This window comes from Serratia sp. 201 (genome assembly GCF_037027545.1).
In the GTDB taxonomy this organism is placed as follows: Bacteria; Pseudomonadota; Gammaproteobacteria; order Enterobacterales; family Enterobacteriaceae; genus Serratia; species Serratia bockelmannii.
Window position 1 is genome coordinate 463,138 of sequence record NZ_JAXCHC010000002.1, and the last position, 22,539, is coordinate 485,676.

21 protein-coding genes are annotated in these 22,539 nt (G+C 61.7%); 16 read left to right on the plus strand and 5 right to left on the minus strand.

Features of this window, described 5'->3' with window-relative positions; genetic code table 11:
* The first annotated feature begins 20 nt into the window (after positions 1-20).
* Together nuoM and nuoN are read left to right on the plus strand one after the other, a co-directional pair.
* Positions 21-1,550 (plus strand): NADH-quinone oxidoreductase subunit M, encoded by a 1,530-nt coding sequence (gene nuoM, locus WA302_RS10515; protein WP_025303660.1) that lies wholly within the window; start codon positions 21-23, stop codon positions 1,548-1,550.
* A 6-nt stretch (positions 1,551-1,556) separates the two neighbouring features.
* Positions 1,557-3,014, plus strand: coding sequence for an NADH-quinone oxidoreductase subunit NuoN (gene nuoN, locus WA302_RS10520; RefSeq protein WP_025303659.1), 1,458 nt, complete (start codon positions 1,557-1,559; stop codon positions 3,012-3,014).
* A gap of 59 nt (positions 3,015-3,073) precedes the next feature.
* On the opposite strand, the gene WA302_RS10525 is transcribed toward nuoN, so the two are convergent.
* On the minus strand, positions 3,074-3,949 hold the full coding sequence (locus WA302_RS10525; protein WP_025303658.1) for a LysR family transcriptional regulator: 876 nt from the start codon (positions 3,947-3,949) through the stop codon (positions 3,074-3,076).
* A 288-nt stretch (positions 3,950-4,237) separates the two neighbouring features.
* Between WA302_RS10525 and WA302_RS10530 the strand changes: the two genes are divergently transcribed.
* The 10 genes from WA302_RS10530 (at position 4,238) to menE (ending at position 14,613) form a co-directional block, all read left to right on the plus strand.
* On the plus strand, positions 4,238-5,473 hold the full coding sequence (locus tag WA302_RS10530) for an MFS transporter (protein WP_049203678.1): 1,236 nt from the start codon (positions 4,238-4,240) through the stop codon (positions 5,471-5,473).
* Between the two features lie 130 nt (positions 5,474-5,603).
* Positions 5,604-6,113, plus strand: a complete 510-nt coding sequence (locus tag WA302_RS10535) for a DUF1097 domain-containing protein (RefSeq protein WP_025303656.1) — start codon at positions 5,604-5,606, stop codon at positions 6,111-6,113.
* Between the two features lie 239 nt (positions 6,114-6,352).
* On the plus strand, positions 6,353-7,117 hold the full coding sequence (gene idnO, locus WA302_RS10540) for a gluconate 5-dehydrogenase (protein WP_025303655.1): 765 nt from the start codon (positions 6,353-6,355) through the stop codon (positions 7,115-7,117).
* A 22-nt stretch (positions 7,118-7,139) separates the two neighbouring features.
* Positions 7,140-8,171, plus strand: coding sequence for an L-idonate 5-dehydrogenase (idnD, locus tag WA302_RS10545; protein WP_148123615.1), 1,032 nt, complete (start codon positions 7,140-7,142; stop codon positions 8,169-8,171).
* An 81-nt stretch (positions 8,172-8,252) separates the two neighbouring features.
* Positions 8,253-8,564, plus strand: coding sequence for a stress response protein ElaB (elaB, locus tag WA302_RS10550; protein WP_025303653.1), 312 nt, complete (start codon positions 8,253-8,255; stop codon positions 8,562-8,564).
* Positions 8,565-8,944: 380 nt separating this feature from the next.
* The gene (menD, locus tag WA302_RS10555; protein ID WP_148123614.1) at positions 8,945-10,621 is read left to right on the plus strand and encodes a 2-succinyl-5-enolpyruvyl-6-hydroxy-3-cyclohexene-1-carboxylic-acid synthase; all 1,677 of its coding nucleotides are present in this window, start codon (positions 8,945-8,947) and stop codon (positions 10,619-10,621) included.
* Positions 10,618-11,388: a 2-succinyl-6-hydroxy-2,4-cyclohexadiene-1-carboxylate synthase gene (gene menH, locus WA302_RS10560; RefSeq protein WP_043136534.1), complete on the plus strand. Its 771-nt coding sequence runs from the start codon at positions 10,618-10,620 to the stop codon at positions 11,386-11,388. The genes menD and menH overlap by 4 nt, the downstream gene beginning before the upstream one ends.
* Positions 11,389-11,399: 11 nt before the next feature.
* Entirely contained in the window at positions 11,400-12,257 is an 858-nt protein-coding gene (menB, locus tag WA302_RS10565) for a 1,4-dihydroxy-2-naphthoyl-CoA synthase (protein ID WP_043136531.1), read from the plus strand.
* Positions 12,257-13,240, plus strand: a complete 984-nt coding sequence (gene menC, locus WA302_RS10570) for an o-succinylbenzoate synthase (protein WP_049207305.1) — start codon at positions 12,257-12,259, stop codon at positions 13,238-13,240. Before menB ends, menC begins: the two co-directional genes overlap by 1 nt.
* The gene (menE, locus tag WA302_RS10575; protein WP_089196107.1) at positions 13,228-14,613 is read left to right on the plus strand and encodes an o-succinylbenzoate--CoA ligase; all 1,386 of its coding nucleotides are present in this window, start codon (positions 13,228-13,230) and stop codon (positions 14,611-14,613) included. Before menC ends, menE begins: the two co-directional genes overlap by 13 nt.
* Before the next feature lie 43 nt (positions 14,614-14,656).
* Here the strand turns inward: menE and katA are convergent, their stop codons facing one another.
* On the minus strand, positions 14,657-16,093 hold the full coding sequence (gene katA / locus WA302_RS10580) for a catalase KatA (RefSeq protein ID WP_025303647.1): 1,437 nt from the start codon (positions 16,091-16,093) through the stop codon (positions 14,657-14,659).
* 338 nt (positions 16,094-16,431) lie between these two features.
* Between katA and WA302_RS10585 the strand changes: the two genes are divergently transcribed.
* Positions 16,432-16,971: a YfaZ family outer membrane protein gene (locus WA302_RS10585; protein WP_025303646.1), complete on the plus strand. Its 540-nt coding sequence runs from the start codon at positions 16,432-16,434 to the stop codon at positions 16,969-16,971.
* 61 nt (positions 16,972-17,032) lie between these two features.
* On the opposite strand, the gene tyrP is transcribed toward WA302_RS10585, so the two are convergent.
* Entirely contained in the window at positions 17,033-18,241 is a 1,209-nt protein-coding gene (gene tyrP / locus WA302_RS10590; RefSeq protein ID WP_004935940.1) for a tyrosine transporter TyrP, read from the minus strand.
* A 245-nt stretch (positions 18,242-18,486) separates the two neighbouring features.
* On the opposite strand from tyrP, the gene WA302_RS10595 reads away from it, so the two are divergent.
* The gene (locus WA302_RS10595; RefSeq protein WP_148123612.1) at positions 18,487-19,683 is read left to right on the plus strand and encodes a nicotinamide mononucleotide deamidase-related protein YfaY; all 1,197 of its coding nucleotides are present in this window, start codon (positions 18,487-18,489) and stop codon (positions 19,681-19,683) included.
* Between the two features lie 3 nt (positions 19,684-19,686).
* Here the strand turns inward: WA302_RS10595 and WA302_RS10600 are convergent, their stop codons facing one another.
* A complete protein-coding gene (locus WA302_RS10600) occupies positions 19,687-20,895 on the minus strand; it encodes an FAD-dependent oxidoreductase (RefSeq protein WP_239532916.1) in 1,209 nt (402 codons plus the stop codon).
* 116 nt (positions 20,896-21,011) lie between these two features.
* On the opposite strand from WA302_RS10600, the gene WA302_RS10605 reads away from it, so the two are divergent.
* Both WA302_RS10605 and WA302_RS10610 read left to right on the plus strand, forming a co-directional pair.
* The gene (locus tag WA302_RS10605) at positions 21,012-21,833 is read left to right on the plus strand and encodes an AraC family transcriptional regulator (RefSeq protein WP_049203756.1); all 822 of its coding nucleotides are present in this window, start codon (positions 21,012-21,014) and stop codon (positions 21,831-21,833) included.
* 230 nt (positions 21,834-22,063) lie between these two features.
* Complete coding sequence (locus WA302_RS10610; RefSeq protein WP_004935921.1) at positions 22,064-22,216, plus strand: Hok/Gef family protein; 153 nt, start codon at positions 22,064-22,066, stop codon at positions 22,214-22,216.
* Positions 22,217-22,275: 59 nt separating this feature from the next.
* Here the strand turns inward: WA302_RS10610 and yfaE are convergent, their stop codons facing one another.
* Positions 22,276-22,536, minus strand: a complete 261-nt coding sequence (gene yfaE, locus WA302_RS10615) for a class I ribonucleotide reductase maintenance protein YfaE (protein ID WP_025303642.1) — start codon at positions 22,534-22,536, stop codon at positions 22,276-22,278.
* Positions 22,537-22,539 lie beyond the last annotated feature (3 nt).

Sequence of the window (22,539 nt, forward strand, 5' to 3'; positions counted from 1 at the left end):
TATAAGGGACACAAAACGCCATGCTATTACCTTGGCTAATTCTTATCCCCTTTATCGGCGGTCTGCTGTGCTGGCAGCTTGAGCGCTTCGGTACTAAGGTGCCGCGCTGGATAGCGCTGATCGCAATGGGGCTGACGTTGGCGCTCTCTCTGCAGTTGTGGATGCAGGGCGGCTATACCTTGACCACGCCGAAAGGCATTCCGCAGTGGCAGAGCGAATTCCTGCTGCCGTGGATCCCGCGCTTCGGCATCTCCATCCACCTGGCGCTGGACGGTCTGTCGCTGCTGATGGTGGTGTTGACCGGTCTGCTGGGCGTGCTGGCGATCCTCTGTTCCTGGCGTGAAATCCAGAAGTATCAGGGCTTCTTCCACCTCAACCTGCTGTGGATCCTGGGCGGCGTTATCGGTGTGTTCCTCGCCATCGACATGTTCCTGTTCTTCTTCTTCTGGGAAATGATGTTGGTGCCGATGTACTTCCTGATCGCGCTGTGGGGGCACAAAGCGTCGGACGGTAAAACCCGTATCACCGCGGCGACCAAGTTCTTCATCTACACCCAGGCCAGCGGTCTGGTGATGCTGATTGCGATCCTGGGCCTGGTGTTCGTGCATTACAACGCCACCGGCGTGTGGACCTTCGATTACGAAGACCTGCTGCAAACGCCGATGTCCCACAACGTGCAATATCTGCTGATGCTGGGCTTCTTCATCGCCTTCGCGGTGAAAATGCCGGTGGTGCCGCTGCACGGCTGGTTGCCGGACGCGCACAGCCAGGCACCGACCGCAGGTTCCGTCGACCTGGCGGGCATCTTGCTGAAAACCGCGGCCTACGGCCTGCTGCGTTTCAGCCTGCCGCTGTTCCCTGAGGCTTCGCACGAGTTCGCGCCAATCGCCATGTGGCTGGGCGTGATCGGCATCTTCTACGGCGCCTGGATGGCGTTCGCGCAGACCGACATCAAGCGTCTTATCGCCTACACCTCGGTATCGCACATGGGCTTCGTGTTGATTGCCATCTACACCGGCAGCCAGCTGGCTTACCAGGGCGCCGTGATCCAGATGATCGCGCACGGTCTGTCCGCCGCCGGTATGTTTATTATCTGCGGCCAGCTGTATGAGCGTCTGCATACCCGCGACATGCGTCAGATGGGCGGCCTGTGGGGGCGTATCAAGTTCATCCCTGCGCTGTCGCTGTTCTTCGCCGTGGCTACGCTGGGGATGCCGGGGACCGGTAACTTCGTCGGCGAATTCATGATTCTGTTCGGCAGCTACCAGGTGGTACCGGTGATCACCGTGATCTCTACCTTCGGTCTGGTGTTCGCTTCGGTTTACTCGCTGATCATGATGCAGCGCGCTTACTACGGTGCGCCTAAATCCGACCAGCCGCTGCAGGGCATGACCGCGCGCGAACTGTTCATCATTCTGCTGCTGGTGGTGTTGCTGGTTCTGCTGGGGGTTTACCCGCAGCCGATTCTGGATACTTCCAACGCGGCGATGAGCAACGTGCAACACTGGTTTGGTTCGTCAGTTTCAGCAATTTCAACAACAAGGCCGTAATTCGCCATGACAATAACTCCTCAACAACTGATCGCACTGCTGCCGCTGTTGATCGTCGGATTGACGGTGGTGGTTGTGATGCTAGGCATTGCGTGGCGACGCGACCACTTTATCAACGCCACCCTGACCGTGATCGGTCTCAACCTGGCGCTGCTTTCGCTGTACTTTGTCGGCCAGGCAGGCCCAATGGACGTCACCCCGCTGCTGCGGGTTGACGGTTACTCGATGTTCTACACCGGGCTGGTGCTGCTGGCGAGTCTGGCGACCTGCACCTTCGCCTATCCGTGGCTGGTCGGCTATCCGGATAACCGCGAAGAGTTCTACCTGCTGGTGCTGATCGCCGCCATGGGCGGCATCCTGCTGGCGAGCGCCAACCATCTGGCTTCGCTGTTCATCGGTATCGAGCTGATCTCGCTGCCGCTGTTCGGCCTGGTGGGTTATGCCTATCGTCAGAAGCGCCCGCTGGAAGCCGCCATCAAGTACATGCTGCTGTCCGCCGCCGCGTCGTCGTTCCTGCTGTTCGGCATGGCGCTGCTGTACGCTGAATCCGGCGATCTGTCGCTGGCCGGCCTCGGCAAGAGCCTGCAGGAAAACATGATGCACCAGCCGCTGATCCTGGCCGGTATGGGCATGATGATCGTCGGTCTGGGCTTCAAGCTGTCGCTGGTGCCGTTCCAACTGTGGACGCCGGACGTGTATCAGGGCGCGCCTGCGCCGGTCTCGACCTTCCTGGCAACCGCCAGCAAGATTGCGATCTTCGCGGTCGTGATGCGTCTGTTCCTGTATGCCCCGGCCGCCGACAACGAAGCGCTGCGTCTGGTGCTGTCGATCATCGCGTTCTGCTCTATCTTGTTCGGTAACCTGATGGCCATCAGCCAGACCAACATCAAGCGTCTGCTGGGCTACTCGTCGATCGCTCACCTGGGCTACCTGCTGGTGGCGCTGATTGCGGTGCAAACCCATCAGCTGTCGCTGGAAACCGCCGGCGTTTACCTGGCCGGTTACCTGTTCAGCAGCCTGGGCGCCTTCGGCGTGGTCAGCCTGATGTCCAGCCCGTACCGCGGCCCGGATGCGGATTCGCTGTTCTCTTACCGTGGTCTGTTCTGGCATAAGCCAATCTTGTCCGCGGTAATGACGGTGATGATGCTGTCGCTGGCCGGTATCCCGATGACGCTGGGCTTTATCGGTAAGTTCTTCGTGATCGCGATGGGCGTCAGCGCACACCTGTGGTGGCTGACCGGCGCAGTCGTGGTAGGCAGCGCCATTGGCCTGTACTACTACCTGCGCGTGACTGTCAGCCTGTTCCTCAGCGCGCCGGAATCGCTGCAGCGCGACACCCCGAACAACTGGGCGTTGACCGCCGGTGGCGTCGTGGTGCTGATCTCAGCCGCGCTGGTGCTGCTGTTGGGGGTTTATCCGCAGCCGCTGATTTCGCTGGTGCAGATGGCGCAGCCGACGTTCTGATAACGCTTCAGACGGTAAAAAGGTCGCTTCGGCGGCCTTTTTTTATGGAGAAACGGCACTTAGCCGTAATGGGCGCTAAACGACGTTTCCAGCGCCTGCACCACCGCGCGCACGCGGGCGGCACGCTGCAAATCGGGATGCAGCACCAGCCAGATATCCACCCAGTCTTTATTCTCTGGCAACAGGCGCACCAGCTCCGGGTCTTTATCCGCCAGAAACGCGGAGAGCAGGCCGATGCCTAGCCCGCTGCGAGTGGCGGAGCGCAGCAGCAGCTGTGAATTGCATTGCAGCACGACGTTGGGCTCGTGCAGGGCTTCGCCGCAGAAATTGTTCCAGTGGCGCGGCACCAGCTCGCGCGGGAACATCAGCAGATCGTGACCGCGCAGCTGCTCGCCTTTGACCGGCATACCTCGCCGAGCCAGATAGTGCGGGCTGGCGTACAGGCCCATCTCGATGGTGGCCAGCCGCTTGATGATCAGTTCATCGTCATCGGGGCGTGCACCGCGGATCGCCAGATCCGCGCCGTGATAAGAGATATCGGCGATGTTCAGTGCCGTCAACAGCGTGACGGTGATGGCCGGATAGCGTTCCCGCAGATCTTGCAGCGCGGGTATCACGAAGGCTTCGGCCAGGGTATCGGTGGTGGCGATGCTCACGTGGCCGTGCAGGCTGTCATCGCCGCTGGCGGCTTTGCGGTTGATCGCCTGCACCGCATTCTCCATCTTCATCACGTCCGCCAGCATTTCTTCCCCCAACGGGCTGAGGGCGAAGGATTTCGGCGTGCGGATAAACAGCTTGGAACCGAGAGCGTCTTCGAAAGCGGAGAGCCGTCGACCGACGGTCGCCTGATCGACATGCAGCTGGTTGGCGGCTTTGCGTAGCGTGCCACAGCGTGCGACGGCCAAAAAGAAGCGCGCGTCGTCCCAATTCATCATGCCATTTCCTCTCTGCAGATTTGTCGGCGCCGTGGGGCACAGGCCGAGCCAGGCGAACAATAACGGTTTCTATCATAAAGCGTTGTTCTGCCCGGGGGGAGAGAAAGACGGTTAGCGGGCTGCACATCGGCGGTTATTTCTCCGGTGATGCAAGAATGCATCAGGGTGATTCATTCTTGACGATACTTCGCCCGTTGCCGGAACGCTATGATAAGCGCCGTTCCCGGCAGGCCGGGTGAGGAAAATGTCGACGGCAGGCCGCCGTCTGCCGTCTTTGGGAGTTGAAACATGTCAGAAAATACCGCCAGCCAGATTGCGGCGCCGCAAAATGCTCAGGCGTCGGGCAGGACAATTTTATTGTTCCTGGCGCTGGCTTTGATGTCGGCATTGCTGAACAGCAGCGCGCCGACGCCGCTTTATCCGCTGTATCAGCAGCAGCTTACGCTAAGCTCGGTCAGTCTGACCGTCATCTACGGCGCCTATGCCGCCGGCGTGCTGATCTCTTTGTTCGGCGTCGGCAATCTGGCCGGCAAAGTAAAGGATTTACGCAGCATGATCGTGCCGGCATTGCTGGTGGTGTTGAGCGGCGCCCTGCTGTTCGCGCGGGCTGATACCTTTGCCATGATGCTGATGGCGCGGCTGTTGGCCGGGGTGGGCACCGGGGCGCTAACCGGCGCGGCGAACATCGCGTTGGTGCGGTTTGGGCCGCGCGACGGCGGCAAAAATGCGGCGTTGATCGCGACGCTGTCATTCACCACCGGATTGGCGCTGGGCCCGATCTTCAGCGGCATCGCCTTGCAGACCGGTTTCCATCCCACGACGCTGCCATTTGTTTTCATCATGGTCATGGCCGCCGTGGCTGCATTGGGCGTGATGTTCTCGTGGCCGCGTGGCGTGGTTACGGCGCCGAGCCATGTTACGTCGGCCGAGACAGAAAAAAGCTCGCTGCTCGATGGCTTGCGCGCCACCGGCGGTAAATTCTTTGTGTGTGCAGGGGCTTTATTTATCTGTTGGGCGCTGGCCGCCAGTATTTTGGCAATCGGCCCCGGCGTGGCGGAAACGCTGTTAGGCCTGCACGCTCGTGGCGTCTTTGGCTATGCGATTGCGGTGTATCTGCTGATCGCCGGTATCAGCCAGATCCTGAGCCGCCGCGTTAACGCCCGTCATTCGCTGTTGTTCGGTTGCCTGGCGCAGGTGCTGGCGGCAGTGGTGTTCACCATGGCGATCCAGTGGCATTCTCTTGGGCTGGCGGCGGTGGGGCTGGTGGTGGCCGGCTATGCTTATGGCGCCATTTTCGTCGGCAGCGCGACCCTGGTGAACCTGATTTCGCCGCCGACCAGCCATGCGCGCTTGCTTTCGCTGTTTTACGTTATCGCTTATATCGCCAACTGGGTGCCGATCTTGCTGGGCGTGGTGGTCGATCGCGTCGATCTGAATCAGGCAACCCATTTGCTGTTCCTGGGCAGCACCGTGGTGTGCCTGTTGTTGGCATGGAAGACGTCCCGGGTGGGGTTCCCTCGCTAATTGCTTTGTGATGAATATCTATTTTTTATAATTAATGATTCTTTAATTACATTTATAGTGTGATTTTAATCGCATAAATTGGCCTGTTTTCGGGTAAACTGCGCGCTTTCTTTTTGCTGCAGGTCACTTTATGAACGTTCTTTTCGCCATTGCCGTCACCACCGGGATCCTGTCCGGTGTTTGGGGATGGGTTGCCGTCAGTTTGGGCCTGATCGGTTGGGCCGGCTTTCTCGGCTGCACGGCGTATTTCGCCTGCCCGCAGGGCGGACTGAAAGGGCTGTTGATCGGCGCGTTGACCTGCTGCAGCGGCGTCTTCTGGGCAATGGCGATCATCCACGGCAGCGAACTGGCGCCGCAGTGGAATCTGCTGGGGTATCTGCTGACCGGCATCGTGGCGTTCCTGATGTGCATTCAGGCTAAACAGCAGTGGCTGGGATTCGTACCCGGCACCTTTATCGGCGCCTGTGCGACCTTCGCCGGCGGCGGCGATTGGCCGCTGGTGACGCTTTCCCTGCTGGTGGGCCTGCTGTTCGGCTATGCGATGAAAAACAGCGGTCTGTGGTGGGCGGCACGCAGCGATAAAGCCCGCGCTACGCCGCCGATGGACCCGAATGCCGGCTCAAACGGTGCCGCCGAGTGAGTTGCTGCCGCGCCGCTGTGCGGCAGTATCTCCTGATAACCAGGACGGTAACGCTGTTGAAAATTGTCTATTTTAAAAGGGATAGGTATTGACTCTTCCTGTAGGGATTGCGTGAGATCACGTTAAAAGTAACAGGGTTTCGTAACATTATTTTCAGTGATTCCCATCACGTTTTTACCGGTAACAATCGGCTGAGATAGAGGTCTGTCCGATTGGAGGCCTGAAGGCCGGGAATCACCATGCACAACCTGTTTTCTCTGGATAACAAAACCGTCTTAATCACTGGTGCCTCGCGCGGCATTGGTTTTCTGCTGGCGCGCGGCCTGGCACAGCAAGGCGCGCATATTCTGATCAATGCCACCACCGAAGAACATGCCCGGCACGCCGCCGATCGCCTGCGTGAAGAGGGGCTGCGCGCCGATGCGGCGGCGTTCGACGTCACCGACTCCCAGGCGGTGCATGCCGCCATCGACCGTATCGAAGCGGACATCGGCGCGATAGACGTCTTGATCAACAACGCCGGTATCCAGCGCCGCCACCCGTTCACCGAATTTCCGGAGCAAGACTGGGACGACATCATCGCCGTCAACCAGAAGGCGGTCTTCATCGTGTCGCAGACCGTAGCGCGTTATATGGTGCCGCGCCGGCGCGGCAAGATAATCAATATCGGTTCGATGCAAAGCGAGCTGGGGCGGGACACCATTACCCCTTATGCGGCGTCCAAGGGCGCGGTGAAAATGCTGACGCGCGGCATGTGCGTGGAGCTGGCGCGCTACAACATTCAGGTCAACGGCATCGCCCCCGGCTACTTCAAAACCGAGATGACGCAGGCGCTGGCCGACGATCCGGCCTTCACCGCCTGGCTGACCCAACGCACGCCTGCCGCGCGCTGGGGCGATCCTCAGGAGTTGATCGGCGCGGCGGTGTTCCTGGCCGCCGACGCCTCCGCCTTCGTCAACGGGCAGTTGCTGTTTGTCGATGGCGGCATGTCTGCGGCGGTGTAATCTTTTTTCGTGGAGTCTGGAGATGAAAATTCAAACCCAGTCCTGCGTGGTCAATGGCAAGCGAGACGTGGCGGTGATCGCGCAAGAAGTGGATTATCGGGGGCAGGGAACGCTGGTAAAAATCAGCCGCGGCGGCATCTGCGGCTCGGATCTGCATTACTTCCAGGAAGGCAAGGTCGGCAATTTTCAGGTGCGTCAGCCGATGGTGCTGGGCCATGAGGTGATCGGTGAGGTGGTCGCCAGCGATTCGCCGCAGCTGCCGGTCGGGCAGAAGGTGGCGCTCAATCCCAGCAAACCCTGCGGGCAGTGCAAATACTGTCTGGCGCAGCAAAGCAATCAATGCGTCGAGATGCGCTTTTTCGGCAGCGCGATGTATTTTCCGCACGTCGACGGCGCTTTTACCCAATACAAAGTGGTGGATAGCGCGCAGTGCATTCCTTACGCTGCCGATCGCGACGACAGGGTAATGGTGTTCGCCGAACCGCTGGCGGTGGCTGTCCACGCGGCGAAGCAGCCCGGCGATGTGACGGGGAAAAAGATTTTCGTGTCCGGCGTTGGCCCGATCGGCTGCCTGCTGGTGGCGGCGCTGAAAGCGCTGGGCGCCGCCGAGATTGTCTGCGCCGATCTCAGTCCGCGCTGCCTGGCGATCGCGAGGCAAATGGGGGCCGATCGGTGCCTGCATGCCGCGGACGACGATTTTAGCGATTATCTGCAGGACAAGGGGTATTTTGAGGTCGCCTTTGAAGTGGCGGGGCACCCGCAGTCGCTGCAGCGCTGTCTGGAGATCACCCGCGCCAAAGGCACTGTGGTGCAGGTGGGCATGGGCGGTAGCTTCCCCGATTTTCCGCTGATGTTGTTGATTGCCAAGGAACTGAATCTGCTTGGATCGTTCCGCTTCGTGGCGGAGTTCGCGTTGGCGGTGGCCTGGCTGGCCGACGGCGTGATCGATCCGCTGCCGTTGCTGTCGGCGGAATTCGCCAGCGGGCAGTTGGCGCAGGCGCTGACGTTTGCCGGCGATAAACGCCAGGCTGCCAAGGTGCAATTGGTGTTTTAGGGTAAAAGTCCGATGGCCGCAGGCGGCGATCCTTGTCTATAGTGTAGGAACGCTTAATTTTTCAACCACGGAGATCTCACGATGGCAAGACATACGGATGCTGAGCAAACTACGCTGGATGACGATCTGAGAATGCTGACCGAGACGCTGGAAGAAGTGCTGCAATACACCGGCGATCGCGCGGATCAGGCCTACATCGACATCAAGTCGCACGCCGAGCAGGCGCTGAGTGAGGTCAAGGCGCGCTGGGCGAACACCGGCGAATCTTACTATGCGCGCGCCAAAGAAGCGGTGCACCGCACCGACGACTACGTGCGGGACAAACCCTGGCACAGCGTGGGCATCGGCGCCACCGTCGGGCTGGTGCTGGGATTGTTGCTGGCTCGCAAATAAACCATGCCATCGGGGCGGCGCAGGCCGCCCCGTGTTTTTCTTCAGACTGTGTTGTTCATTCCGCCGTTTTACCGAAAGCTTTTCCTTATCCTGCCTATACTTCCCGCTAGCCGCCGTTGGAGCACCCCTATTTCCCTTGTTTTTATATGGACGGATTGAGCCGACGCCGCCGCAAGTGTAAAGTGTTTGTGTATTTATTGTTTGTTTTTTGTTCTAAATCAAATAATTATCTGGTGTAAACACCCAGGGATATACGGCGTTCTTGCGCTGGCGCAAAAGCCGTGAAAATAACACCTCATATAATACAGAGCGTAACTACAGGCGCGGCGTCTGTCGGCTGCGTCGGAGACGATCTCTGCTAACTGACTTGTGAGCGAACTATGTCGACAAGTGTTTTTAATCGCCGGTGGGCGGCTGTGCTGCTCGAGGCGCTGGCCCGCCATGGGGTGCGGCATGTTTGTATCGCTCCGGGATCGCGCTCCACGCCGCTGACGCTGGCCGCCGCGGCCAACCGATCGTTTATCTGCCATACCCATTTTGATGAGCGCGGGCTCGGTCATCTGGCACTCGGGCTGGCGAAGGCGGCGCGTGAGCCGGTGGCGGTGATCGTCACGTCCGGCACCGCGGCGGCGAACCTTTACCCGGCTTTAATCGAAGCCGGCCTGACCGGTGAACGGCTGGTGTTTCTCACCGCCGATCGGCCGCCGGAACTGATCGACTGCGGCGCCAATCAGGCGATCCGTCAAAATGGCCTCTACAGCAGCCACCCGACGCTGGCGATCGATCTGCCGCGTCCTACGCCGGATATTCCGGCCGCGTGGCTGGCCTCCAGCGTCGACAACGCGATGGCGCGCTTGCAGCATGGCGCTTTGCATATCAACTGCCCGTTCGCCGAACCGCTGTACGGCGGCGATGAGCGTCACTATGCCGAATGGTCCGCCGCGCTGGGCGACTGGTGGCAGAGCGATCGTCCGTGGCTGCAGGAAAGCGAGACGCATGCAGTGCCATTGCCGCAGCCGGACTGGTTTTTCTGGCGACAAAAGCGCGGCGTGGTGCTCGCCGGCCGCATGAGCGCACAAGAGGGCGCACAGGTGGCGGAATGGGCCGAAACGCTGGGTTGGCCACTGATCGGCGATGTACTGTCGCAGACCGGGCAACCGCTGCCCTGTGCCGATTTATGGCTCGCGCATCCGCAGGCGCAGCGCCTGTTGCAAGACGCGCAGCTGGTGGTGCAGTTCGGCGGCAGCTTGACCGGCAAACGCCTGCTGCAGTGGCAGGCGCAGTGCCGGCCGGAAGAGTATTGGGTCATCGACGAGCTGCCGGGGCGGCTCGATCCGGCCCAGCACCGGGGGCGGCGCCTGCGCGCCGGCGTGGCGCAGTGGTTGGCGCAGCATCCGGCGCAACCGCGCGCGCCGTGGGCCGCCGGGCTGGCTGCGCTGGCGGATAAGGCGCTGACGGCGGCGTCCACGCATCTGTACGATAACTTTGGCGAAGCGCAGCTGGCGCACCGCCTGCCGGAACTGTTGCCGGAGAACGGCCAGCTGTTTCTCGGCAACAGCCTGGTGGTGCGACTGATCGACGCGTTAACGCCATTGCCCGTCGCTTACCCGGTATTCAGCAACCGTGGCGCCAGCGGTATCGACGGTCTGATTTCCACCGCCGCCGGCGTACAACGTGCCACCGCCAGGCCAACGTTGGCGGTGGTGGGCGACCTTTCCGCACTGTATGACCTCAATGCGCTGGCGCTGCTGCGCCACTGCTCGGCGCCGACGGTGCTGATCGTCGTCAATAACAACGGCGGCCAAATTTTCTCGCTGCTGCCGACGCCCGAAGAAGATCGTCAGCGCTTTTACTGCATGCCGCAGAACGTTGAGTTCAGCCATGCGGCGGCGATGTTCCAGCTTGACTACGCGCGGCCGGAGAACTGGAGCCAGCTGCAACAGGCGGTTGAGCAAGGCTGGCGGCGCGGCGGCGCCACGCTGATAGAACTGCAGGTGTCGCCGAGTGAAGGGGCCGAAAGCCTGCAATACCTGGTACAACAGATGGCGGTGCAATGATGCTGGCGACGCGAATTTTGCAACAGGGCGAAGCGGGGCGTCCGTGGCTGGTGTGGCTGCACGGCCTGCTCGGCAACAACAATGAATGGCGGGTGATCGCCGCGCGCTGCCCGGAATGGCCGTCGCTGGCCATCGATCTGCCCGGCCACGGCGATTCCGTGGCGGTGGGCTGCCGCGGCTTCGACGACATCAGCGCGCAAATCGCCGCGACCCTGCAACTGCGCAATATTGAACGTTATTGGTTGGTGGGCTACTCGCTCGGCGGGCGCATCGCCATGTATCACGCTTGCCACGGCCGCCATGACGGCCTGCAAGGGGTGATCGTCGAGGGCGGCAATCCGGGGCTGGAGGACGAACAACAGCGCCGCGATCGTTGCGAGCAGGATGCGCGATGGGCGGCGCGTTTTCGCAGTGAGCTGATTGCCGAAGTCTTGGCTGACTGGTATCAGCAGCCGGTGTTCAAAGAGCTTAGCCATGTGCACCGCCAGGCGTTGATCGCCGCGCGTTCGGTCAACAGCGGCCCGGCGATTGCCGACATGCTCGAAGCCACCTCGCTCGGGCGGCAGCCTTATCTGGCGCCGCAGCTGCGCCAACTGACCGTGCCGCTGCGGGTGCTGTGCGGTGAGAACGACCCCAAATTTCAACGGCTGGCGCGCGACGCCGGGTTGCCGTTGCGCATCGTGCCGCAGGCCGGCCACAACGCGCATCTGGCCAATCCGCAGGATTTCGTCGCCGAGCTGCAGACATTTCTCGTTAACCCTGGTTAAAGGAACCGAACATGCTTTATCCGAATGAAGAACACCTGTATGCCGCTATCGCCTGGCAGGATTGCACCGGCGATTTCGAAGACATCCTGTATCACAAATCCGCCGACGGCATCGCCAAAATCACCATTAACCGGCCGCAGGTGCGCAACGCGTTCCGCCCGCAAACGGTCAAAGAGATGATCGACGCGCTGGCCAACGCCCGTTACGACGACGGCATCGGCGTCATTATTCTGACCGGCGCCGGCGATAAGGCCTTCTGCTCCGGCGGCGATCAGAAAGTGCGCGGCGACTACGGCGGCTATCGCGACGACAGCGGCGTACACCACCTCAACGTGCTGGACTTCCAACGCCAGATCCGCACCTGCCCGAAGCCGGTGGTGGCGATGGTGGCCGGCTATTCGATCGGCGGCGGCCACGTGCTGCACATGATGTGCGATCTGACCATCGCGGCGGATAACGCCATCTTCGGCCAGACCGGTCCGAAAGTGGGCTCGTTCGACGGCGGCTGGGGCGCGTCTTACATGGCGCGCATCGTCGGCCAGAAGAAGGCGCGCGAAATCTGGTTCCTGTGCCGCCAGTACGACGCCGCCGCCGCGCTGGACATGGGCCTGGTCAATACCGTGGTGCCGCTGGCCGAACTGGAAAAAGAGACGGTGCGCTGGTGCCGCGAAATGCTGCAGAACAGCCCGATGGCACTGCGCTGTCTGAAGGCGGCGCTGAATGCCGACTGCGACGGCCAGGCCGGTTTGCAGGAGCTGGCGGGCAACGCCACCATGCTGTTCTACATGACCGACGAAGGGCAGGAAGGGCGCAACGCGTTCAACGAGAAGCGCCAACCGGACTTCAGCAAATTCAAGCGTAACCCGTAATGAACGGGGCAAACCGCAGCGCGGCGCTATACCGTTACAGCCTGCCGATGGAGGCGGGCGTGGTGCTGCGCAATCAACGGTTGAAAACGCGTGACGGATGGGTGGTGCAGCTGTGTCAGGGCGAGCGTGAAGGTTGGGGAGAAATCGCGCCGCTGCCGGAATTCAGCCGGGAAACGCCGGCGCAGGCCGAACAGGCCGCGTTGGGCTGGCTGCAGGCCTGGTTGGCGGGCAACGAACCGGAGCACAGCGCGCTGCCCTCGGTGGCCTTTGGGCTCAGCTGTGCGCAGGCCGAGCTGGAGCAGCGTTTGCCGATGCAGGCGGATTTTCGCAAGGCGCCGCTGTGCACCGGCGATCCGGATGAGCTGTTCGAGACATTGAGCGCTTTGCCGGGCGAGAAAGTCGCCAAGGTGAAGGTGGGGCTGTATGAGGCGGTGCGGGACGGCATGATCGTCAACGTGTTGCTGGAGGCGTTGCCGGATCTGCGGCTGCGGCTGGACGCCAACCGCAGCTGGACCCGCGCCAAGGCCGACGGCTTCGCCAGGTATGTTAACCCGGCATGGCGCGATCGTATCTCTTTCCTGGAAGAGCCCTGCAAGACCCGTGATGAATCGCGCGACTTCGCCCGGGCGACCGGTATCGCCATCGCCTGGGATGAGAGCGTGCGGGAGGCGGACTTTGTGGTGCAGGCCGAGCCGGGCGTGGCGGCCATCGTGATCAAGCCGACGCTGGTCGGCAGCCTGGCGCGTTGCCAGACGCTGGTGGCGCAGGCGCACGCGGCGGGCCTGACGGCGGTGATCAGCTCCAGCCTCGAATCCAGCCTGGGGTTGACTCAACTGGCGCGCATCGCCCATTGGCTGACGCCGGATACCGTGCCGGGCCTGGACACGCTGGGGTTGATGCAGGCGCAGGTGCTGCGCCCGTGGCCGGGCAGCGCGTTGCCGCTGCTGGATGTCTCGGCGCTGGAGTGCCTATGGCGCCGTTGAACGATTGGCCGTGGCGACACTGGGCGCGCACTCAGCCGCAGGCGACGGCGCTGATGCTCGGCGAACAACCGCTGAGCTGGCTGGCGTTGCAGAGCCAGGTGGATGAGCTGGCGGCGGATTTCCAGCATCAGGGCGTTGAACCGGGCTGCGGTGTGGCGCTGTGCGGTAAAAACAGCTATCCACTGCTGCTGGCCTATCTGGCGCTGTTGCAGTGCGGCGCACGCCTGTTGCCGCTCAATCCCGCCTTGCCGACGCCGCTGCTGGCGCAGCTGTTGCCGGAATTGGATATGACCTTTGTCTTCGGCCCGGACTCGTTGCCGGCGCTGCCGGAAGACGTGATTCGATTGACCCCGCCGTCGACCGAGCCGCGTTGGCCAGACCTGCCGACGTGGGATGCGCAGCGTCTGGCGACGCTGACGTTGACCTCCGGTTCCAGCGGCATGCCGAAAGCGGCCGCACACAGCTATGCCAACCATCTGGCCAGCGCCGCCGGGGTGTTGGAGCTGATGGCGTTTCAGCGCGAGGATTGCTGGCTGCTGTCATTGCCGCTGTTTCACGTCTCCGGCCAGGGTATCGTCTGGCGCTGGCTGGCGGCGGGCGCCCGGTTGGCGGTGCGCGAGATGCACCCGCTGAACGAGGCGTTGGCGGGATGCACGCATGCCTCGTTGGTGCCGACCCAGCTGTGGCGGCTGCTAGCGCAACCGCTGGCGGACATGACGCTGAAGGCGGTGCTGCTCGGCGGCGCGATGATCCCGGTGGAACTGACCGAGCGGGCGGAGGCGGCGGGGATCCGCTGCTGGTGCGGCTACGGGCTGACCGAACTGGCCTCCACGGTGTGCGCCAAGCGCGCCGATGCGCGGCCGGGCGTCGGCCTGCCGCTCGATGGTCGCGAAGTAAAACTGGTGGATGAAGAGGTCTGGATCCGCGCCGACAGCCTGGCGCTTGGCTACTGGCGTCATGGCCATCTGCAGCCGTTGGCCGATGAACAGGGCTGGTTCCCGACCCGCGATCGCGGCGTGATGGCTGAGGGGGAACTGCGAATTCTCGGCCGGCTGGACAACCTGTTTTTCAGTGGCGGCGAAGGGGTGCAGCCGGAAGATATCGAACGCGTGCTGGCGGCGCACCCGCAGATATCGCAGGCGTTTGTGGTGCCGGTGGCGGACGCCGAGTTCGGCCAGCGGCCGGTGGCGGTAATCGATGGCGATCCGTCGCTGTCGTTGGCGGCGTTGCTTGCCTGGTCGCAGGATAAGCTGGCCAATTTCCAACGCCCGGCGGCGTTGCTCCCGCTGCCTGACGAGCTGAAAAACGGTGGCATCAAGATTTCACGCCGCCAGTTGCAGCGGTGGGTGGCGCAGCGTCTCTCTGAGGCATAAAAAAGCCGCCCGTAAGGGCGGCTGAGTGAATGATGCAGGGGGATTATTTCAGCCCCAACGCCTTGGCGACGCCGGCGCCGTAGTCGGGGTGCACCTTGGTGAACAGCTCGACCTGACGGCGCTGGATGTGTTCCGGCACCTGCGACAGTTCGCCGGCGATGCGGGTGAACATGCGCTGGTGCTCTTCGGCGCTCAGCAGGTTGAACAGCGCGCGCGGCTGGCTGTAGTAATCGTCGTCTTCACGATGATTCCAGTGGTCGGCCGCGCCCTCAATGCTCAGCGGCGGCTCGCTGAAGTCCGGCTGCTCCTGGAACAGGCCGAAGCTGTTCGGTTCGTAGGTGGCGCCGTTGCCGCTGTTGCCGTCCACGCGCATCGCGCCGTCGCGATGGTAGTTGTGGAACGGGCATTTGGCGCCGTTCACCGGGATCTGGTGGTGGTTGACGCCCAGGCGGTAGCGGTGCGCATCGCCATAGGAGAACAGGCGGCCCTGCAGCATTTTATCCGGCGAGAAACTGATGCCCGGCACCACGTTGGCGGGGTTCATCGCCACCTGCTCAACCTCTGAGAAGTAGTTGTCGGGGTTGCGGTTCAGCTCGAAATAGCCGACGTCGATCAGCGGGTAGTCGCCGTGCGGCCACACCTTGGTTAGGTCGAACGGGTTGTATGGCGTCTGCGAGGCTTCATGCTCCGGCATGATCTGGATCTGCAGCTTCCAGCGCGGGAAGTCGCCGCGTTTGATCGCATCGAACAGATCGCGCTGTGAGCTTTCGCGATCCTTGGCGATGATCGCTTCCGCTTCTTCATCCATCAGGTTTTCAATGCCTTGCTCGCAGCGGAAGTGGAATTTCACCCAGAAACGTTCGTTGGCGGCATTGATAAAGCTGAAGGTGTGGCTGCCGAAACCGTGCATGTGACGGTAGGATTTCGGAATGCCGCGATCGCTGAAGTCGATGGTCAGCTGGTGCAGCGACTCCGGCAGGTGGGAGAAGAAGTCCCACTTGTAGACTGGGTTGCGCAGGTTGGTATGCGGATCGCGTTTCACCACGTGGTTGAGATCGGGGAATTTCAGCGGATCGCGCAGATAGAACACCGGCGTATCGTTACCCACCAAATCCCAGTTGCCTTCTTCGGTATAGAACTTCATGGCGAAACCGCGAATGTCGCGCTCGGCGTCGGCCGCGCCGCGCTCACCGGCGACGGTGGAGAAGCGGATAAACATGTCGGTCTGCTTACCGATTTCGGAGAAGATCTTGGCGCGCGTGTAGCGGGTGATGTCATGGGTGACGGTAAAGGTGCCGTAGGCGCCGGAACCCTTGGCGTGCATGCGGCGTTCGGGGATGACTTCACGGTCGAAGTGGGCCAGTTTTTCCAGGAACCACACGTCCTGCAACAGCATCGGGCCGCGTTTGCCTGCGGTGATCACGTTATTGTTATCGACAACCGGGGCGCCGGCTGCGGTGGTCAGTCCTTTCTTGCTCATCACTTGCTCCTTATCGTAGTGCAGTTAAGTAAAGACTCGGGCGGTTTAAGCGTTCATCAGCATAGTCCTTTGGCGGGGCTTCTTCCCCTGACCTTGGTCAAAGCCACTACTAGTTGTAGCCCTATTGCCGAGCGACGGCAAATAGGTCTCGGTTATCGTTGGCATCGCCTTGACGAATATGGATTTTTGTTTGCAAATTTTTACATTTATTTGATTATTGAAGAATTTTTTCGCTTTTATCCCTTAAATACTCATTGCGCTTTGGTATAGACTCATGACGTTATTATTATGCGTTGATTCGATCATTCGGTACGGATGACAAACCAGAGGGAAAGATGATGAAAAAGACTTGGGTCGCGTGCGCGGCAGGATTGCTGTTGGTGACCGGTGCGGCGAACGCCATCAGCGTGTCGGGCGAAGCCGGGCAACACTACACCAACCTGGGCGTTGGCATGAGCACCGGCTCTTCAGGTCTGGGCTTGACCGGCAACTGGGCGCGCAGCGACCACGACGGCAACGTCGGCAGCGTGGGGTTGAACTTCGGTGTGCCGCTGGGGCCGTTGACGGCGACCGTAGGCGCCAAAGCGCTGTACCTCAGTCCGAAAGACGGGAAGAGCGGCGGGGCGGTCGCGCTGGGCGGCGGCCTGGAGTGGGAAATTAACCGCTACTTCAGCCTGCACGGCGAAGGTTACTTTGCGCCTGACTCTTTCACCAGCGGCGTGAAGGCCTATAACGAAGCCAGCGGCGGCCTGCGCTGGAAGTTCCGTCCGCTGAGCGTGGACGTGGGCTACCGTTACATGCAGATGGAAGGCAAAGACGGGCGTCGCGACAACACCCTGGCCGATGGCCCTTATGTCGGTGTCGGCCTGAGCTTCTAAGGCTGCGAAAAAAGGGGCCATTGCGGCCCCTTTCTCTCTATCATTTCTTGTCTTTCGGCGCTTACCCGACCGCCGGCAGCATGCCGCTGGCGATGCCCAGTTGAATGGCGATCACCGTTACCCCGCAGACAAACACCAACGCCAGCGCAGGGGTGCCGCCCCAGACGCGATATTGTGCCTGATGCTTTTGGCGAGTTTTCCACACCAGCAGCGAAGGCAGCAGCAGCGCCAGCACCGACAGGGCGATGGCGGCGAAACCCAGCGCCAGCACGAAACCGCGCGGGTAGAATAGCGCGAAGGCCAGCGGCGGCAGGAAGGTGATGGCGCCGGTTTGCAGGCGGCCACGCACGTTATCTTGACGCTTGAACAGGTCAGCCAGGAAATCGAACAGCCCGAGCGCGACGCCGAGGAACGAGGTCGCCAGCGCCAGATCTGCGAACAGGTGCACCGCCAGTTCAACGTGCGGTGAAGCTACTGCATCACGCACCGCCTGCAACAGGCCGTTTAGCCCGGCCTGCTGAGCCAGGATGCCGACGAAGGTGTCGGAGCTGATGCTGCCCAACGTCGCCAGCTGCCAGAAGATATAGGCGATCAGTGGGATCGCGCTGCCGATGATAAACACCCAACGCAGTTTGCGAATGTTGCCGCCCATGTAGTTGACGATGCTCGGCACGCTGCCGTGGAAGCCGAAAGAGGTGAAGATCACTGGAATGGCCGACAGCGCCAGGCCTTGCTCCAGCGGCAACGTCATCAGATTGGTCTGGTGGATATTCGGCAACATCAGGCCGAGCATCACCACCAGGAACACCACTTTCGCGCTGAACAGGATGCGGTTGAACAAGTCGACCGAGTGGGTGCCGATGCACACCACGCCGCCGGCCACCAGGGTGAACAGCAGGACGCCGAGCGACACCGGGAAGTCCTGCGACGTCCATTGGCTGATGCTGGTGGCGAGCAGTTCGCCGGCGCCGCTGATATAGGCGGCGGTGAGGGCGTACATCAGGAACATCATGCTAAAGCTGGTCAGCCACTGGCCGCCGCCGCCGAGATAACGTTTGGCGAGCGTGCCCAGACCGGTATCCGCCTGCTCATGCTGGTAAACCTCCACCAGTAACAGCGCGGTGTAACACATCAACAGCCACAGCCCGACCAGTAAGGCCAGCGTGACGCCGAAACCGACGCCGGCCGCCGCCAGCGGCATCGCCAGCATCCCGGCGCCAATGGTGGTGCCCGCCACGATAAAAACACTGCCAAGAGTGCGATTCTTCACGTTTTTTCTCTACCAGCCGAAAGATTTTGAAAATTATAGGTAACGATTTATGAGGATGGCAGGATAGTGGAAGCCCTAATTTGTGTCAAACCGACGTTACGCATGATGTACATTAATGTTTACATCTCGCAGGCCTGCATCGCACATGAGAAACGGACCCATGGCTGAAATTATCCGCAGGCGGCTAGTGAAAAGTTATTTACGGGCTTCTATAGTGGAATGACCAAAAAATGTGGGAGAGATCAATGTTAAGGGTAGAGATGCTCAGTACCGGCGATGAGGTGCTGCACGGGCAAATTATTGATACCAACGCCGCCTGGCTGGCGGACTACCTGTTCCAGCAGGGGCTGCCGATGAGCGGGCGTGAAACGGTCGGAGACAGCCTCTCTGCGTTGATCGAGATCCTGCAGGAACGAAGCCATATCGCCGATGTGCTGATCGTCAACGGCGGCCTGGGGCCGACCAGCGACGATCTCAGCGCGCTGGCCGCGGCGAAAGCCTGTGGCGTAGAGCTGGTCGAACGGGCCGACTGGCTGGCGCGCATGGAAGCCTATTTCACCGAGCGTGGGCGGCCGATGGCTCCTTCCAATCGCAAGCAGGCGCAGATCCCGGCCAACGCGGAAATGCTGGATAATCCGGTGGGCACCGCCTGCGGTTTCGCATTGCAGCTGAACCAATGCCTGATGTTCTTCACTCCCGGTGTACCGTCGGAATTCAAAGTGATGGTCGAACAGCAGATCGTGCCGCGCCTGCGCCAGCGCTTCACCTTACCGGCGCCGCCGCTATGCCTGCGCCTGACGACGTTCGGCACTTCCGAGAGCGATCTGGCCGCCGAGCTGGATGGCATGCCGCTGCCGCCGGAAGTGGTGCTGGGTTACCGCTCATCCAGCCCGATTATCGAACTGAAGCTGACCGGGCCGGAAAGCCGGCGTGCGGAAATGGAGCAGGCATGGCGGCGCGTGCGCGAAGTGGCGGGGGACAACTGCATTTTTGAAGGCACCGTCGGGTTGCCGGCGTTGTTGACGCAGCGGCTGAGTCAGCAAGGGCTGAAGCTGGCGTTGAGCGAGCAATTCAGCGGCGGGTTGATCAATCTGCAGCTGCAGAGCGAAGGGGCGCCGCTGGCGGGTGGCGAGCTGCTGCCGGCGCACTGCATCGAAACGCTGGAAACGACGCTGGCCCGCGCCCGCTCGCTGGCGGAATTGACCGGTGCGCCGTTGGTGTTGGCGGTCAGCGCCATGCGCGATGAGCAGGTGAGCATTGCACTGCACACGCCGCGCGGCGGCATTGGGCAGACCGTGCGTTATCGCGCGTCGCGCCACGGTCTGCGGCTGCGTCAGGAGTCGGTGGCGATGCTGGCGCTGGATATGCTGCGCCGTTGGCTGAATGGGGGCCAGGCGTGCGGTAAAAACGCCTGGCTGGAAGTGGTGGATATTATCGAGTGACGGTCATGGCGCCGAGTTGCCGGCGTCACGGCTTTGCTGCAGCCGTTCGGACGCCAGCCGTGACAGGCGTATCGCCGCGGCACCCCGCACGTGCAGTTCCAGACCGTAGTCCCTGAGCGCCTGCGCGGCGCTGCCGGCTTGCGCCAGATGCGTCGCCAGGCTGGCGGCGTCCGCCAGCGCGGTGTTGGCGCCAAGCCCGCCCGCTGGGCTCATGGCGTGCACGGCGTCCCCGAGAAAGGCGATGCGTTCGCTGTGCCACACCGGCATCGCCTTCGTGACCTGCACCGTCCGCACGCTGAGCGACAGGGGATCCGCCAGCGCTAACGCCGTTTGCAAGGCGGGCGCCCATCCCTGCGAGATATGCCGTACACGCGCCTGCAGCGTTGCGCTTCCCTTCGCCCGTGTCGGCCCGCCGAGCCGTTCAGCCGATCCGATACAGGCCCAATAGAGATAATCGTCGACCGGCGTGAGGCGGCAATCGGGCGCGTAGTCGGCCGCCAGCTGCGCCATGGGCGCCTGAAAGCGCATCGGTTCAATCACCAGCGATACGCCGTCGGCGAAGATCACCGATACGCCGTTCAGCAGCTCAGGGGCCAATTGGGCCCGGGTTGCCGCATCGAGCGGTGTTTTGCCGTAGAGGGTGACCGCGCCGCTGTCTTCGGGCCCCGCCTCGGGCAGGCAGCGCCGCCGCACCAGCGAGTTGACGCCGTCGGCGGCGATCAGCACATCGACTCGCACTTGCTCGCCGTTGGCGAACTGTAGCTCCACGCCCTGCGGCGTTTGTGCAAATTCACGCAAGGTATGGCCGAAACGCACCCGGTCTTGCAGGCCGGCAAGCAGGATCTCGCGCAGCGTTTGGCGATGAATGCCGAGATCGCCGCTCGGTTCTTGCGTTTGGCGCTGGCTGGACGGCAACCAGTGCTCGGGGCGCCGGCCGGTGAGCGGGGCAAGCTGCGGATCCCATAGATTGCTCTCGCCGCTGTTTTGCGCGCTGCCGGCGCAGAGCAACCGGTAGTGCGCCGGCGGCAGGCAGGCGGCCAGCGCCTGCTGGCCAGACGGATCGATGCGCAGCCGGTAGCCCTGATCGCGCGCTTGCGGCGTGGTGTCGCGTTCAAACACCGTGGCGTGGATGCCGAAGCGGCTCAGCCCCTGAGCCAGACACAGACCGCCGGGCCCGGCGCCGATAATGCCAATGCTGGGTGTTGTCATCATGTTCCCTCGTGAGTCAGTGGCCACAAACGGGAGCGGCCGGAAGCATTTCATTATGTCGGCGCAGGAAAAGGTTGATATAACGGTATCTGGACTAAAAATAGTGATAAGTGGCCAATGTGAACGATAACCCTCACTTCACTGACGCTGACTGCAGCGAATGGCGGGCGGGCGCCTGGCTGATCGCCCTTGGCGGCCGCGACGCGGCAGGCCGGGAGTATCGGTTGGGCACGCGCGAATACGACTGGCATCAGCATGTGCGCGGGCAGTTGCTGTGCGTCGAAAGCGGCTTGTTGCATGTACGCACGGCGCAGGGCGATTGGGTGCTTCCGCCTCAGCGGGCGGGTTGGATCCCACCGGCGACGGAGCACCGGGTGCAGGTCTGCGGCGCACTGAGCGGCTGGAGTTTGCTGCTGGCGCCGGAGGCCTGCCACGATCTGTCGAATGTACCCTGCGTCATCGGCATTAGCGCCGTGCTGCAGGCGCTGGCTCAGCGAGCAGAAGGCTGGGACAAGCGCAGCGCGCTCACCCTGGAGCAGGATCGCATGGCGCAGGTGATGCGGGACGAGATACGTTTGGCGCCGACGGAACCACTGCATTTGCCGATGTCGTCCCATCCGCGCCTGGCCGGCGTTCTGCAGGCCTTGCTGGCGCAGCCGGGGAGCGAGCGTTCGCTGGAGGCGTGGGCTGAATGGGGGGCGATGTCGCCGCGTACCCTGCGGCGGCTGATGATCGGCGAGACGGGGTTGAGTTTTGCACAGTGGCGCCAGCAGGCCCGGTTGTCGTATGCGTTAGCGAAGCTGGCCGAAGGCGAGACGGTGCTGCAGATAGCGGAAACGCTGGGGTATGCCTCGCCGAGTAATTTTATCGCCATGTTTCGCAAAGCCTTTGGCGATTCTCCGGCACGTTATTTTTCCGCATCGGCGGGAAAGGGGCGCTAAGCGAAATACTTTGAGGATAGTTATATATCCCTAATTAATCATAAGGTTATAGGGGATATTCGCGGCGAGAGAATGCTGTTACTCTCTTGACGGGTGCTTGAGACTGTTCGTCTTGGGCATTGTGTGACAAGGCGGATAGATGAAAGCCCCAAACTGACTCTCAATCAGAATGGGGCTGCCCTAATGCCTAGACACCGTTATGGTAGCCCCTTCACAGCAAGGAGGCAAGCATGCGCTTAAGGCATGTGTTTCACTCGCTAACAGTTGTATGTATTACGGTTTTGTTATTTATCTGGATGATAAGAGACTCGCTGTGCGAGCTGAAAATCTACCAGGAAAATATCACTATCCTGATCAGGTTGGCGTGTGAGGTGAAGCGGTAATCATAGGGCGGGGGCAACCCCGCCTTCTGGTCTCCAGGCGCGGTTTCCGGCACCCGACTTTACATTTCCAGCTCGATATCCGTCAGCGGCATGCAGCAGCAGGGCAGGATCTCGCCGGCGTTGATAAACGCCAGCGGCTGCTGGCGGTAGGTCACTTCACCTTTCACCAGCTTCAGGCGGCAGGCACCGCAATAGCCGGATCGGCACTGATACTCCACCTGCACGTCGTGCAGTTCCAGCACGTCGAGCAGACAGTTTTCACTGTTGGGGCAGGAGAGCTGCGTGCCGGCGGCGCGCAGCGTTACGATTGGCGTCGCCATCGC

What these genes read in the sequence shown, in the direction of transcription:
- WA302_RS10535 (WP_025303656.1), top strand. Translation starts at nt 5,604, where the DNA reads ATGAACGTTCTTTTCGCCATTGCCGTCACCACCGGGATCCTGTCCGGT.
- elaB (WP_025303653.1), top strand. Translation starts at nt 8,253, where the DNA reads ATGGCAAGACATACGGATGCTGAGCAAACTACGCTGGATGACGATCTG.
- idnD (WP_148123615.1), top strand. Translation starts at nt 7,140, where the DNA reads ATGAAAATTCAAACCCAGTCCTGCGTGGTCAATGGCAAGCGAGACGTG.
- menC (WP_049207305.1), top strand. Translation starts at nt 12,257, where the DNA reads ATGAACGGGGCAAACCGCAGCGCGGCGCTATACCGTTACAGCCTGCCG.
- yfaE (WP_025303642.1), bottom strand. Translation starts at nt 22,536, where the DNA reads ATGGCGACGCCAATCGTAACGCTGCGCGCCGCCGGCACGCAGCTCTCC.
- menD (WP_148123614.1), top strand. Translation starts at nt 8,945, where the DNA reads ATGTCGACAAGTGTTTTTAATCGCCGGTGGGCGGCTGTGCTGCTCGAG.
- WA302_RS10610 (WP_004935921.1), top strand. Translation starts at nt 22,064, where the DNA reads ATGCGCTTAAGGCATGTGTTTCACTCGCTAACAGTTGTATGTATTACG.
- katA (WP_025303647.1), bottom strand. Translation starts at nt 16,093, where the DNA reads ATGAGCAAGAAAGGACTGACCACCGCAGCCGGCGCCCCGGTTGTCGAT.
- WA302_RS10525 (WP_025303658.1), bottom strand. Translation starts at nt 3,949, where the DNA reads ATGATGAATTGGGACGACGCGCGCTTCTTTTTGGCCGTCGCACGCTGT.
- WA302_RS10530 (WP_049203678.1), top strand. Translation starts at nt 4,238, where the DNA reads ATGTCAGAAAATACCGCCAGCCAGATTGCGGCGCCGCAAAATGCTCAG.
- WA302_RS10595 (WP_148123612.1), top strand. Translation starts at nt 18,487, where the DNA reads ATGTTAAGGGTAGAGATGCTCAGTACCGGCGATGAGGTGCTGCACGGG.
- WA302_RS10585 (WP_025303646.1), top strand. Translation starts at nt 16,432, where the DNA reads ATGAAAAAGACTTGGGTCGCGTGCGCGGCAGGATTGCTGTTGGTGACC.
- nuoM (WP_025303660.1), top strand. Translation starts at nt 21, where the DNA reads ATGCTATTACCTTGGCTAATTCTTATCCCCTTTATCGGCGGTCTGCTG.
- nuoN (WP_025303659.1), top strand. Translation starts at nt 1,557, where the DNA reads ATGACAATAACTCCTCAACAACTGATCGCACTGCTGCCGCTGTTGATC.
- WA302_RS10600 (WP_239532916.1), bottom strand. Translation starts at nt 20,895, where the DNA reads ATGATGACAACACCCAGCATTGGCATTATCGGCGCCGGGCCCGGCGGT.
- idnO (WP_025303655.1), top strand. Translation starts at nt 6,353, where the DNA reads ATGCACAACCTGTTTTCTCTGGATAACAAAACCGTCTTAATCACTGGT.
- menH (WP_043136534.1), top strand. Translation starts at nt 10,618, where the DNA reads ATGATGCTGGCGACGCGAATTTTGCAACAGGGCGAAGCGGGGCGTCCG.
- menB (WP_043136531.1), top strand. Translation starts at nt 11,400, where the DNA reads ATGCTTTATCCGAATGAAGAACACCTGTATGCCGCTATCGCCTGGCAG.
- menE (WP_089196107.1), top strand. Translation starts at nt 13,228, where the DNA reads ATGGCGCCGTTGAACGATTGGCCGTGGCGACACTGGGCGCGCACTCAG.